Below are 11,153 nucleotides of genomic sequence, written 5' to 3' on the forward strand. Positions count from 1 at the left end.
ACGGCGCTACTTCGGTGTGAAGCCGAACTCGAACTCGAGTCTGCCCTCCGTGCTCACGGCGACGCCGCCGAGTTCGTCCGAGAGCTGCGACCGGGCCTCGGAACTCGGCTCGACGGTGGCCGAGACGCTGTTGTTGTTCGCGTTGTAGGAGATGTTGCCGACGACGACGTCGAACTCGAAGAGTTCGGGGAGTTCCGTTCTGAGGAGGGTTCGAACCTCGTCGAGTTCCGACTGGACGTCCCCCATCTCGCTGTTGAGGTCTGCCATACGGTACCGTAGCAGGCGCACACCAATAACCGTTCGTCACCGGCGCCTGAGCAGGCGCCACAGCCGACTCGTCGTGGGCTGGTGGCGCTTGGCCATGAGGACGGCGCCCGAGGCGTCGCGGGCGATCGCCTCCGGCACGTCGCCGACGAGCGCACGGCGAATCAGCCCGCTCTCGGCGGCTCCCAGAATGGTCACGTCGTGGTCGGCCGTCCGCTCGAGCACCGTCTCGACGACCGACCCCTCGAGCACCGTCTCCGTGACAGAGGAGACCGCACCGAGAGCTGTCGACGTCTCGGTGAGCAGCGTCCTGGCGTCGGCGATCGTCTCCTCGTCGGCGTCGGAGACGACCGTCAGCAGTTCGATCTCCGCGTCATATGCCCGCGCGAGCGCGCCGGCGACCGCCGCGGCGTACTCGGTGTTCGGCCCGCCGGCGACCGGGACGAGCACCGACGAGATCGGTCCCGGATCGCGGTCGATCCGCTTGACGAGCACGTCACAGGGGGCCTCCGAGAGCACCTCGTCGATGTAGCTCCCGAGAACGATCTCCCGTCGACGCGGTCGACCCCGCCAGCCGAGCAGGATCGTCTCGACGTCCTCGCTCTCGGCGACGTTGACGATACCCGTCGCGACGCCGCGGCCGAACCGAACTCGGCCGGTGGCGGCGACGCCGGCCGCTTGCGCCCGCTCGACGGCGTCGTGAACGACCCCCTCGGCGTCGTCGACGTCGAAGTTCGCCCGCGCGTGCTCGAGCGCCAGCTGGGGCGGGACGGCGATGACCGTCAGGACGAGAATCTCGAGGTCGCGGTCGCGGGCGACGTCGATCGCGGTGTCCAGCAGTCGGTCGGTCGTTTCGGGGTTCGCAACCGGGACGAGCAGACGGGCGTCGGGCATTCACGGAAGGGTACGAGAACCGGATCCGTAAACGTTCCCGACGGCAGACCGGTCGGCTCGCAAACTCAAACTCGCGTTTGACCTTGGCGTGGTGTCATGTACACGCGCGTGGAACGTCCGGTATGGACAGACGACACGTTCTGATCGCCACGGGCGTCGGCGCCGCGACCGCGCTGGCCGGCTGCGTTGGGAGCGCGTTTACCGACGGCGGCACCGAGGAGCCGATCGGCGGCGCACCCGCCGAGGAGAACGGAAACACCATCGAGGTGAGCGCGAGCGGCACCGCCGAAACCGACCCCGACCGTGCGGTCGCGACCGTCGGCGTCGAGGCTCGAGGCGACACCGCAGACGAAGTGCGCGACGAGCTCGTCGAGGGGGCCGAGCGGCTCCGGGAGACGTTCGCCGACCTCGAGATCCCCGACGACAACGTCCGGACCGGCCGGTACAACATCCGCGAGCGCCGACAGGGAACGGGGTTCGAGGGGAGCCACTCGTTTTCGGTCGAGGTCGACGACGTCGACCGCGTCGGCGAGGTCATCGACGCGGCGGTCGACGCCGGCGCCGACGACGTCGGCCGGGTGAACTTCACCCTGCAACCGGAGACGCGCGAGGCGCTTCGAAACGAGGCGCTCGACGACGCGCTCGACGGCGCCGACGCGGAGGCCGAACACATCGCGGCGAACCGCGGCGTCGAGATCACCGGCACGCGGTCGGTGTCGACCAGCGACGTCAGCGTCAGCCCCGTGCGGTACGACGCGGCCCACGACGTCGCGGCCGACGACGCGGAGACGAGCACCGAGATCGACTCCGGTCAGGTCAGCGTGACCGCCACGGTGACCGTGGTGTACGGCTTCTCGAGCTGACCGGGCTCGCAGCGATCGGCGCCGTCACTCGCGTTCCCCGGCGACGAACTCCTCGTAGAAGGCGTCACTGAGGTGATACCGTTCCCACTCGCGGCGCTCCGCGTCACCGACTCGGGCGGCCCACAGCGACAGCCACAGCAGAAAGGCGCTCGCGCCGGGGGCGACGACGAGCACCGTCGTCACCAGCGGTTCGAGGACGAACAGGCCGACGAACCGCGAGACCACCGCCGCGGTGTCGACGCCGAACAGCGCCCAGCGGGCGAGGTGGGGCGTGACGGCGGCGATCACGAGCGGGTAAGCGAAGGCGTTCAACACGGGACCGCCGTAGCCGCGGACGAACGCGAGCGCGAAGTACGACCACACGAACACGGCGCCGACCGCACCGCCGACGCGCTGCTCGTCGATGCTCGACTCGAGGCCGAGCACCGAGGGGTCGCCGTAGACGACCGCGACGGCGCCGAAGTAGCCGAGCCAGAAAACCAGCAGGCCACCGAGGACGGTGAGGACGTGAGCGAGGCGGGACTGGTGGTCGAACGCGGCCAGTCCGAGCGGGATCTTCATCGTCTCGAGTCGAGGACCGACCGGCTGTTCAAGGTTGCGAGTCGTCCGTAGAAGCTGCCGCCCCGATCAGTCGTCAGCGGGGATGGCTCGAGGGCGGCGTGACCGAGAAGGGGCCATTTCGAGAACGTCGTCGAAGAAGTCGAGGGTGTCCTCCGGGCCGGGGTTGGCCTCGGGGTGGTACTGGCGGGTGAGCACGTCGTACTCGGTGCCGTCCAGTCCTTCGGGGGTGTCGTCGTTGACGTTCACCTGGGAGACCTCGAGGTGGTCGCCGGGGTCGGCGACGGTGTAGCCGTGGTTCTGGGTGGTCATGACGACTCGGCCCGACTCGAGGTCGAGCACCGGCTGGTTGACGCCGCGGTGACCGAAGGCCATTTTCTCCGTGGTGCCGCCCAGCGCGCGGGCGACGATCTGCTGGCCGAGACAGATGCCGGCGACCGGCGTGTCGTCGACGAACTCGCGGACCAGCGAGACCGCCTCGTCGTAGTTCTTCGGGTCGCCGGGGCCATTCGAGACGAACAGGACGTCGGGGTCGATCGCCTCGACCTCGGCGGGGGTCGTGTCGTGGGGGAGCACGTGGACCGTCGCGTCGCGGTCGACCAGCGAGTCGACGATCGAACCCTTGACGCCGCAGTCGATCAGGGCGACGGTGGGGCCGTCGTTTTCGGCGCCGTAGACGGCGGGTTCGGAAACGCTGACCTGCTCGCCGATCTCGGTGTGGTCGCTCATCGCGACGCAGCGCTCGAGTTCGGCGCGGGCGTCGTCGGGCGTCGCGTGCTCGCCGACGGCGATGCCGCACTTCATCGCGCCGCCCTCACGGACGTCGGTGACGACGTCTCGGGTGTCCAGGTGATCGACGGCGGGGACGCCCTCCTCGGCGAGCCAGTCTGCGACGTCGTCGGTCAGTTCGCGGGCGAGCACCGCTCGGGGGTGAACGCGGTCGGACTCGAAGCGTTCGTCACGGACGCCGTAGTTGCCGATCAGCGGGTACGAGAAGGTCAGGACCTGTTCCTCGTAAGAGGGATCGGTCAGGCTCTCCTCGTAACCCGTGTACGCCGTCGTGAAAACCAGTTCCCCACGAGCCGTTCCCGGAGCGCGACCACGCCCCTCGAGCACGTGGCCGCTCTCCAGCGCTACGTAGGCCGGTGTCATTACGAACTACGTATTAGACAGAGGGTCATAAGTGTTGTCTTCGAAGCAGAGTTACGAAATTCGTAATCGTCAAGTAGGCGTCAGCCGAACTCTCACACCTCCATGGACGATCTGGATCGACACATCCTGAACATCCTCCGTCGGGACGCCCGTACCCCCTACACGGAGATCGCCGAGGAGGTCGGGACCAGCGAGGGGACGGTCCGCAACCGCGTCGAGCGGATGACCGAGGAGGACGTCATCGAGCGCTTTACCGTCTCGACCCGGACGGGAAACGTCAAGGCGATGCTCGAGATCAGCGTCGCCGTCGACGTCGACACCGCGAGCGTCTCCGAGCGGATGGCCGAGTGGGAGGAGGTCGACTTCGTCTGGATGGTCTCGGGCGAGCAGGACATCGTGCTGGTGGTCGACGCCGCCGACACCCGGGGCGTGAACGACCTCATCACGCAGGCGCGCGAGCAGGACGAGGTCGTGAGCACCAAGACGCGACTGATCCTCGACGAGGAGCTGGGCTGACTCGGGGGCGTTCTCGGCTGATCGAGCCGAACCGGGGGAGCGAACGCGAAATTCGCACCGCTATAGTAGCTGTTGAAACGAGTTACTCACCGGTCGCACGGAAGCGGCCAGCGGACACTCGCTGGCCGCACGTTCGCGACCGGGAGTGCAATGACTTTCAACGACCACTATAGGAACCGTCGCCGCCCTCCGCAGCCGTTCCGTCGGTTCCACCGGACTCCCCAGGGGGCCGACCGACTCCGGGGGAGGGGTCCGTCAGGATTCCGTCGGCGTGTTTTCGGGCGTGCAACTCGCGGTAGCCACGCCTGAGCAGGCGGTCGAACGGGCGCCTCGAGATCCGAACCTCGACCCGCCCGTCGCGGATCGCGTCGACGACCGCGGCGGGCGTGAGCCGGTCGGCGTCGATCAGCGTGTAGGCGCGGCCGACCTCGAACGGGTAGTGAGCGTCACTCCCCCCGACCAGCGGGACGCCGCGCTCGCGGGCGAGGCGCTCGACCAGCGGTCGGGTACGGGGGTGCTTGCCGTTGATCTCGATCGCGTCGAAGGGGAGATCCTCGAGTTCCGACACCGTGCTGTTGCGAAACGGGTGGGCGACGATCGCAACGCAGCCGCGGTCGTGGGCCAGCTCGACGACCTCTGCGGGGGTGTACTCGAGCGGGACGGTTTCGGTCGGCGGATCGGGTCCGACGACGAGGACGTGTCCGCGGGTCGTCGACACCTCGATGCCGGGAATCGCCGCGATCCGGTCCGAGCGAAACGCGGTCGCGTAGTCGTGGTTGGTCGTCGCAACGCCGTCGAGCCCACGGCGAGCCGCCGCGCGGGCGAGCAGCCGAAACCCGAGCGGGTCGAAGCGGTCGCCGAGACGGCGGCGACCGTGGAAGAATCGCGTGTGTGCGTGGAGGTCGACTGCGAACATACCCTGACAGAGAGCGGCCGAACGTTTTGGTCTTCTGCCGCCTACGGACGCTATGGACGAGACCGGAACCGGTCGCGTGCTGATCTGTAATCCGACGAGCGGGAGCGAGGATCACGTCGAGCGCGTGCTCGCACTCGCGCGTGAACACGAACTCGAGGCGCGGGTGACCGCCGAGGAAGGTGACGCGACGCGACTCGCCCGCGAGGCCGTCGACGCGGGAGCGACCCTCGTCGTCGCCGCCGGCGGCGACGGAACGATCAACGAGGTCGTCAACGGCCTCAAACAGGGCGGACTCGAGCGAATCGCGCTCGCGGTCGTCCCGGCGGGGACGGGCAACAACTTCGCGTCGAACCTCGGCGTCGAGGGTCTCGAGGACGCGTTCGAGGCGATCGAGCGCGACGAGCGGCGGACGATCGACCTCGGCATCGCCGACGACCGGGCGTTCGTCAACTCCTGTGTCGGGGGCGTGACGGCGGAGGCGAGCGGCGCGACCACCTCCGAGGAGAAGCGGGCGCTGGGCGTTCTCGCGTACGTCAGGGAGACGCTCGAGACGGCGGCGGGGTTCGACCCGCTCCCGCTGCGGGTGACCCTCGGAAACGACGACGAGGGCCGGGAGACGTGGGCCGGCGAGGCGATGTTCGTCCTCGTCGGCAACGCCCGCCGGTTCACGAACGCGAGACGCGCGCAGGCGAACGTCGAGGACGGGCTGTTCGAGGTCACCATCGTCGAGCGCGCGCCGACGGTCGACCTCGTCGGCGAGGCCGCCCTGGAGCGGCTGTTCGGGCGGGAGGCCGACCACATCGTCCGACGACGGGTTCCGTCGCTGTCCGTCGAGAGCCTCGGCGAGCGGCCGGTCGAGTACAGCCTCGACGGCGAGATGCTCGAGGCGACGGCGCTCTCCCTCGAGACGGAGCCGAGCACACTGACGGTTATCGTCGGCAAGAGCTACGAGCCGGACCCGGACGCCGCGAGCGACGCCGAACCCTGGTGAACGCGCGGAGTCGACACTGGTTTGAACGTCCTGACCGACTGTGTGCGTATGAGCACGCCACAGGACGAGGACCTGCCCCACGAGAACGCCCGGCAGGACGTCGTCGCCGTCGACGAGTCCGACGCCGAACTCGACGTCGTCAACCGCCTCGAGGCCCACACGGGCGAGGGAATCCGCCACCGCGCGTTCACCTCGCTGGTCTTCGACCGCGACGACAACCTCCTGCTGGCTCAGCGGGCGCCCGAGAAGCGCCTCTGGGGCTCCTACTGGGACGGCACCGTCGCCTCCCACCCGGTCCAGGGCCAGAGCCAGGAGGAGGCCACTCGCGAGCGACTCGAGGAGGAACTCGGTGTCACCCCAGAGCAGTACGACGACCTGCGGGTGACCGACCGCTTCGAGTACAAGCGCTACTTCGAGAACGCGGGCGTCGAACACGAGGTCTGTGCCGTCCTCAAACTCACCCTCGAGGACCGGAGCCTCGAGCCGAACGAGGAGGAGGTCGCCGGCCTGCTGTGGGTTCCCTACGAACGGCTCCACACCCACCCCGAGTGGTACCGCCAGCTTCGGCTCTGCCCGTGGTTCGAGATCGCGATGCGCCGGGACGTCCGGTAGGCCGCCGACCGCCCGCCCTCCGATTTACCTCGCGTTAGGCCCCGTGCTAACACGGGACAAGAGTTATTACTGACAGCTGCCTATCGTCGCTCGAGGGCCGACAGAATCCGGCCCGTGCCCGAAATGAGTATCCCACCACAGGAGACGCGAACCCTCGAGATCGACCTCTCGAGAGAGCAGCGGTGGCTCGTCCACTACGTGCTCACTGCACGCGCCGACGACGCGATAGACGACCGATCGGAGCCGCCGACCTGGCTGCTCGAGGCGTTCGAAACGATCGAGGCGGGCGAGCGAACGCTCACCGTCAGGCAGGCTCGACAGTTACTCGACGCGGTAACGGCGTACGGACGGAACCCGGAGGCGCCCGCGGACGACGTCGAGTGCGCCTCGGCCGTCGTCGATCGACTCGAGGCCGCACTCGACTCCCTCTAGGGGCGCGTCGTCGCCCAGACGGCCGTCAGCGCCAGGATGACGGCCGGAAACAGCGGCAGAATCAACAGCGCGAACCAGTAGTTGAGGCTGGGCGGCCACAGCAAGATGCCCAGCGGCGCGACGACGAACGCGAGCACGATCGCCCCGACGAGCACCCAGCCGCGCCAGCCGAACTCGCGGTCGACCGCCTCCGGGTGAACAGGCTCGCGGAGCCACTCGTCGTCGGACGTCTCGCCGTCCCCGTCGAACGCCGCGGGATCGTGAACGTAGCCGTCGTCGCTCGAGGTCACGCTCGAGGGTTTCGACCGGGAGGGCAAAGCCCTCACGGTTCGGTTCGCCGTCTCGGGTGGGAGTGACTCGAGTCCGTGATTTACAACGTATACGTGCTTAGTGAACGTTCATTCATCCTGGAGCATACGCCGAGCGAAGCGAGGCGTTTCCCCGCCGAAGCGGACGAAGTCCGCGACGGCGGCTTTTTGGCATCAACGGGTTTTGCCGGGGGCGTCGGCTGGCGTCTCCGACGCCAGCCTCAACCCCCGGTAAAAGAGGTTGCTACACTGAGCGTGTGTTTCACAGCCGTTCCAGTTTGAAAAAAACGTCGCTGATGACTTTCACTCGAGCTCGCTATCGGGCCGCACGACGACCTTACCGAAGCCCTGGCGCTCTTCGAGCATCTCGTGGGCGCGAGCGGACTCGCTCATCGGGAGCACGTCCCGGATCGCGGGCTCGAACGTGCCGTCCCAGACGAGTTCCATCACGTCGTCGACCTGGCCGGGCGTCGCCATCGTCGAACCGACGATCGAGAGCTGGTTCCAGAAGATCCGCGGGATGTCCGTCTCGGGGTTCGGCCCCGCGGTGCCGCCGCAGGTGACCAGTCGGCCGCCCTTCGCGAGGCTCTTGATCGAATCGCGCCAGGTGCCGGCGCCGATGTAGTCGACGACGACGTCGACGCCGCGCTTGCCGGTCTCCGCGCGGACCCAGTCGGCGAAGTCCTCCTCCTCGTAGTTGACGACGTGGTCGGCGCCGTGGTCCTCGGCGTAGGCGAGTTTCTCCTCGCTACTGCCGGTGGCGTACACCTCCGCGCCCGCGTAGTCGGCGATCTGGAGCGCCGCGTGGCCGACGCCGCCGCTCGCGCCCAGGACGAGGACTTTTTCGCCGGCGGTGAGGTCGGCCCGGTCGATCAGCATCCGCCAGGCGGTCTGGAAGACGAGGGTGGCGGAGCCGGCGGTCACCCAGTCGACCCCGTCGGGGACGGGGATCAGGTTGTCCTCCGGAACGGCGGCGTACTCGGCGTGAACCCCCGGAACGTGCTCGCCGATGACGTGGTAGTTGACACAGAGCGGCGCCTGGCCGTCGCGACAGAACTCACACTCCCCGCAGTGGACCCCCGCCGAGAGGGCGACCCGGTCGCCGACGTCGAAGCGGGTGACGCCCTCGCCGACCTCGGTCACGACGCCCGCGCCGTCGCTCCCGGGGACGTGGGGCATCTCGAGGTCGAGTGTCGGCAGTCCCCGACGCACCCAGACGTCGAGGTGGTTGAGCGCGCCGGCTTTCACGTCGACCAGCACCTCGCCGGTGCCGACCTCGGGGTCGGGGTACTCGCCGTACTCGAGGACTGACGGGTCGCCGTGCTCGGTGACTGTGACTGCCTGCATACGCGGGCCAACGGCGAGACACACCAAAACGATGGTGATACGGACGAAGACGCGAGCGGGCAACTGACGGGTGAGCGTTTTACCGTCCGCGAGGCGAAACGCCGGTCATGGTCGACGCGACGGACGAAGACGAAACCGAAACTGCGGACCGATCGGTGCCGGTCGCGGTCGTCCGGATCGGATCGGAGGGGCCGCTCGAGGACGACGAGGTCGCCCAGGCGATCATCTCGTCGCTCGAGGCGGGCGGCCACGAGATCGCGCTGCGCGAGCTGATCGCCGGCAACTACGACAACGTCCAGGGGAAGGTCTCCCGGCTCGTCGACCGGGACGACGTCGGCCTCGTGGTGACGGCGGGCGGCACCGGCGTCACGCCCGACGACGCGGCCCTCGAGGCCGTCGAACCGCTCCTCGACAAGGAGCTGCCGGCGTTTCTCGACCTCTTTCACTCGCTTTCCTACGAGGAACTCGGGGTCCGCGTCGTGAGCAGCCGGGCGCTGGCGGGTGTCACGGACGGCGTACCGATATTCTGTCTCCCGGACGATACGAACGCGACGATCATCGCCGTCGAGGAGATCATCTCCCCGGAGGCCGGTCGGCTCACGACGCTCGCCAGCGGCTCCAGTGACGGGCCAGTGCCGTGACGATTCGCCCTTACGATCGGCGGAGACGGCTCTCGAGTCGGGCCCGCCCCCCTCAGACCGCTTGCGAAACGCTGAACGCCAGCCAGGAGATACTCACCGCCATGACGGCGCCGCCGGCGATGGCGGTCGCGGTCAGTCCCCCCTGGAAGATCCCGACGACGAGAATCACCATGCCAACGGCGAGGCCGGCCAGCGGTGCGCCGAATCCGATCACCTCGCGATCCATAGCCGACTCTCCCCCTCGTGTTCGCATAAGTATGACACGTGTACAGTGACAGCCGGCCGTACTGTCATCGAAATCACACCTGGACACCCCTTATTGCCGTCGGAGGACTGTGAGACGTATGACCGTTCCACCGGGCGATCACCACGGCACTCGGGATCGACCACGAACCGACTCGCGGTACGGTATTCCCAGCGACCGCGAGGGGCTGCTCCCCTGGTCGACGGTGGCCGACCGAATGCGCACGGAGCGGACCGTCTGGGTAACGACAACCCGGCCGGACGGACGGCCCCACGCTCGTCCCGTCTGGGGCGTCTGGCTCGAGAACACGTTTCACTGCGGCGGCGGCGACCGGACGCGCTGGGTTCGCAACCTCGCGTCGAACCCCGCGATCACCGTCCACACCGAGGACGGCGAGTCGGTGGTGATCATCGAGGGCGTCGCCGAGAAACTCACAGATGAGACGGCCGACGAGGCGCGCCTCGAGCGGATCGACGACCGCTACGAGGAGACGTACGGCGTTCGACACGGGACTCCGGTGTTCGCCGCTCGGCCGACCACCGTTCTCGCCTGGACCGACTACCCGACCGACGCAACGCGCTGGCGCTTCGACGCGAGGTAAACCCTGAACTTCGCCCGGGTCGAAGCCGTCCCATGGACAAACAGGACCTGCGCGAGCGCGTGTGGGACGACCTCGAGGAGTCGGGCGTCGCCCGGTTTCCGTTTCCGCCCCACGGCCGCATCCCAAACTTCGCCGGCGCCAGCGAGGCCGCCGATCGGCTGGCCGACCAGCCCGAGTGGCGGGCCGCGGAGACGATCAAGGCGAACCCGGACGCCCCGCAGCTCCCCGTTCGGCGGCGAGCGATGCGCGAGGGGAAGACGGTGTACGTGGCGGTGCCCCGGCTCCGCGATCCGGAGTGTTTTCTCAGACTCGATCCCGACGACGTAGCGGACGTCGACGAGGCGACGACGGTGTCGGGCTCGTCGAAACACGGCGTTCAGGTCGGTCCCGACGCCGTCGAGGAGATCGACCTGATCGCCTCCGGCAGCGTCGCCGTCGGCGAGAACGGCGGTCGAATCGGAAAAGGGGAGGGGTACAGCGACCTCGAGTACGCGATCCTGCGGGACCTCGAACTGATCGACGAGGGGACACCCGTCGTCACGACGGTTCACGAGCGACAGGTCGTCGACGCGGTCGAAACCGACGCCCACGACGTCCCGATGGACCTCGTGGTGACGCCGGAGCGCGTCGTTCGCCCCGAAGCGGGGACTCGACCGACCGGCCTGGACTGGTCGCTGCTCGAGGACGACCGTCTCGCGGAGATTCCGGTGTTAGAAACGCTGCGGCCGTGAGAATCCGGCGCTCTCGAGAGCGGGTGCTTGGGGACGAGCATCGAAACCAAAACCGACCCAGGGAGGGTGAGGCCCCGGGTCGT

The 11,153-nt window shown here is 68.3% G+C and carries 16 protein-coding genes; 8 read left to right on the forward strand and 8 right to left on the reverse strand.

Annotated elements, in window-relative coordinates:
- Positions 1-6: 6 nt before the first annotated feature.
- Positions 7-267 carry a hypothetical protein gene (locus tag NMQ11_RS05030; protein WP_255170312.1) on the reverse strand — a complete coding sequence of 87 codons (261 nt, stop codon included), beginning with the start codon at positions 265-267 and terminating at the stop codon, positions 7-9.
- A gap of 36 nt (positions 268-303) precedes the next feature.
- Positions 304-1,158 (reverse strand): universal stress protein, encoded by an 855-nt coding sequence (locus NMQ11_RS05035; RefSeq protein WP_255170313.1) that lies wholly within the window; start codon positions 1,156-1,158, stop codon positions 304-306.
- Positions 1,159-1,280: 122 nt separating this feature from the next.
- On the opposite strand from NMQ11_RS05035, the gene NMQ11_RS05040 reads away from it, so the two are divergent.
- Positions 1,281-2,021: an SIMPL domain-containing protein gene (locus tag NMQ11_RS05040; protein ID WP_255170314.1), complete on the forward strand. Its 741-nt coding sequence runs from the start codon at positions 1,281-1,283 to the stop codon at positions 2,019-2,021.
- A gap of 24 nt (positions 2,022-2,045) precedes the next feature.
- Here NMQ11_RS05040 and NMQ11_RS05045 read toward each other — a convergent pair whose 3' ends face one another.
- Both NMQ11_RS05045 and carA read right to left on the reverse strand, forming a co-directional pair.
- Positions 2,046-2,582, reverse strand: a complete 537-nt coding sequence (locus tag NMQ11_RS05045) for a hypothetical protein (protein WP_255170315.1) — start codon at positions 2,580-2,582, stop codon at positions 2,046-2,048.
- A gap of 66 nt (positions 2,583-2,648) precedes the next feature.
- Positions 2,649-3,731 (reverse strand): glutamine-hydrolyzing carbamoyl-phosphate synthase small subunit, encoded by a 1,083-nt coding sequence (carA, locus tag NMQ11_RS05050; protein WP_255170316.1) that lies wholly within the window; start codon positions 3,729-3,731, stop codon positions 2,649-2,651.
- Between the two features lie 102 nt (positions 3,732-3,833).
- Between carA and NMQ11_RS05055 the strand changes: the two genes are divergently transcribed.
- Complete coding sequence (locus NMQ11_RS05055) at positions 3,834-4,247, forward strand: Lrp/AsnC family transcriptional regulator (protein WP_255170317.1); 414 nt, start codon at positions 3,834-3,836, stop codon at positions 4,245-4,247.
- Between the two features lie 157 nt (positions 4,248-4,404).
- Here NMQ11_RS05055 and NMQ11_RS05060 read toward each other — a convergent pair whose 3' ends face one another.
- Positions 4,405-5,163, reverse strand: coding sequence for a CehA/McbA family metallohydrolase (locus tag NMQ11_RS05060; protein WP_255170318.1), 759 nt, complete (start codon positions 5,161-5,163; stop codon positions 4,405-4,407).
- Between the two features lie 52 nt (positions 5,164-5,215).
- Here NMQ11_RS05060 and NMQ11_RS05065 point away from each other — a divergent pair, with 52 nt between their 5' ends.
- The 3 genes from NMQ11_RS05065 to NMQ11_RS05075 all read left to right on the forward strand — a co-directional run bounded on the left by NMQ11_RS05065 (position 5,216) and on the right by NMQ11_RS05075 (position 7,198).
- The gene (locus NMQ11_RS05065; RefSeq protein ID WP_255170319.1) at positions 5,216-6,154 is read left to right on the forward strand and encodes a diacylglycerol/lipid kinase family protein; all 939 of its coding nucleotides are present in this window, start codon (positions 5,216-5,218) and stop codon (positions 6,152-6,154) included.
- 48 nt (positions 6,155-6,202) lie between these two features.
- A complete protein-coding gene (locus NMQ11_RS05070; protein WP_255170320.1) occupies positions 6,203-6,766 on the forward strand; it encodes an NUDIX hydrolase in 564 nt (187 codons plus the stop codon).
- A 123-nt stretch (positions 6,767-6,889) separates the two neighbouring features.
- Positions 6,890-7,198, forward strand: a complete 309-nt coding sequence (locus NMQ11_RS05075) for a DUF7853 family protein (protein WP_255170321.1) — start codon at positions 6,890-6,892, stop codon at positions 7,196-7,198.
- Here the strand turns inward: NMQ11_RS05075 and NMQ11_RS05080 are convergent.
- Together NMQ11_RS05080 and NMQ11_RS05085 are read right to left on the reverse strand one after the other, a co-directional pair.
- Positions 7,195-7,488, reverse strand: coding sequence for a DUF7977 family protein (locus NMQ11_RS05080; RefSeq protein ID WP_255170322.1), 294 nt, complete (start codon positions 7,486-7,488; stop codon positions 7,195-7,197). The two genes, NMQ11_RS05075 and NMQ11_RS05080, sit on opposite strands and share 4 nt — an antisense overlap.
- Positions 7,489-7,809: 321 nt before the next feature.
- A complete protein-coding gene (locus NMQ11_RS05085; protein ID WP_255170323.1) occupies positions 7,810-8,853 on the reverse strand; it encodes a zinc-binding dehydrogenase in 1,044 nt (347 codons plus the stop codon).
- 107 nt (positions 8,854-8,960) lie between these two features.
- On the opposite strand from NMQ11_RS05085, the gene NMQ11_RS05090 reads away from it, so the two are divergent.
- Positions 8,961-9,494, forward strand: a complete 534-nt coding sequence (locus NMQ11_RS05090; protein WP_255170324.1) for a MogA/MoaB family molybdenum cofactor biosynthesis protein — start codon at positions 8,961-8,963, stop codon at positions 9,492-9,494.
- Positions 9,495-9,546: 52 nt separating this feature from the next.
- On the opposite strand, the gene NMQ11_RS05095 is transcribed toward NMQ11_RS05090, so the two are convergent.
- Entirely contained in the window at positions 9,547-9,720 is a 174-nt protein-coding gene (locus NMQ11_RS05095) for a hypothetical protein (protein WP_255170325.1), read from the reverse strand.
- A 118-nt stretch (positions 9,721-9,838) separates the two neighbouring features.
- Between NMQ11_RS05095 and NMQ11_RS05100 the strand changes: the two genes are divergently transcribed.
- A complete protein-coding gene (locus NMQ11_RS05100; RefSeq protein WP_255170326.1) occupies positions 9,839-10,339 on the forward strand; it encodes a pyridoxamine 5'-phosphate oxidase family protein in 501 nt (166 codons plus the stop codon).
- 32 nt (positions 10,340-10,371) lie between these two features.
- Positions 10,372-11,070 carry a 5-formyltetrahydrofolate cyclo-ligase gene (locus tag NMQ11_RS05105; protein ID WP_255170327.1) on the forward strand — a complete coding sequence of 233 codons (699 nt, stop codon included), beginning with the start codon at positions 10,372-10,374 and terminating at the stop codon, positions 11,068-11,070.
- Positions 11,071-11,153 lie beyond the last annotated feature (83 nt).

Origin of the sequence: Natrononativus amylolyticus (assembly GCF_024362525.1) — an archaeon.
GTDB lineage: Archaea > Halobacteriota > Halobacteria > Halobacteriales > Natrialbaceae > Natrononativus > Natrononativus amylolyticus.

Bases quoted from the DNA above. Each gene is read 5' to 3' on its own strand.
- NMQ11_RS05060 (WP_255170318.1), bottom strand. From the start codon at position 5,163: ATGTTCGCAGTCGACCTCCACGCACACACGCGATTCTTCCACGGTCGC.
- NMQ11_RS05040 (WP_255170314.1), top strand. From the start codon at position 1,281: ATGGACAGACGACACGTTCTGATCGCCACGGGCGTCGGCGCCGCGACC.
- NMQ11_RS05070 (WP_255170320.1), top strand. From the start codon at position 6,203: ATGAGCACGCCACAGGACGAGGACCTGCCCCACGAGAACGCCCGGCAG.
- NMQ11_RS05090 (WP_255170324.1), top strand. From the start codon at position 8,961: ATGGTCGACGCGACGGACGAAGACGAAACCGAAACTGCGGACCGATCG.
- NMQ11_RS05105 (WP_255170327.1), top strand. From the start codon at position 10,372: ATGGACAAACAGGACCTGCGCGAGCGCGTGTGGGACGACCTCGAGGAG.
- NMQ11_RS05045 (WP_255170315.1), bottom strand. From the start codon at position 2,582: ATGAAGATCCCGCTCGGACTGGCCGCGTTCGACCACCAGTCCCGCCTC.
- carA (WP_255170316.1), bottom strand. From the start codon at position 3,731: ATGACACCGGCCTACGTAGCGCTGGAGAGCGGCCACGTGCTCGAGGGG.
- NMQ11_RS05030 (WP_255170312.1), bottom strand. From the start codon at position 267: ATGGCAGACCTCAACAGCGAGATGGGGGACGTCCAGTCGGAACTCGAC.
- NMQ11_RS05065 (WP_255170319.1), top strand. From the start codon at position 5,216: ATGGACGAGACCGGAACCGGTCGCGTGCTGATCTGTAATCCGACGAGC.
- NMQ11_RS05085 (WP_255170323.1), bottom strand. From the start codon at position 8,853: ATGCAGGCAGTCACAGTCACCGAGCACGGCGACCCGTCAGTCCTCGAG.
- NMQ11_RS05075 (WP_255170321.1), top strand. From the start codon at position 6,890: ATGAGTATCCCACCACAGGAGACGCGAACCCTCGAGATCGACCTCTCG.
- NMQ11_RS05095 (WP_255170325.1), bottom strand. From the start codon at position 9,720: ATGGATCGCGAGGTGATCGGATTCGGCGCACCGCTGGCCGGCCTCGCC.
- NMQ11_RS05035 (WP_255170313.1), bottom strand. From the start codon at position 1,158: ATGCCCGACGCCCGTCTGCTCGTCCCGGTTGCGAACCCCGAAACGACC.
- NMQ11_RS05100 (WP_255170326.1), top strand. From the start codon at position 9,839: ATGACCGTTCCACCGGGCGATCACCACGGCACTCGGGATCGACCACGA.
- NMQ11_RS05055 (WP_255170317.1), top strand. From the start codon at position 3,834: ATGGACGATCTGGATCGACACATCCTGAACATCCTCCGTCGGGACGCC.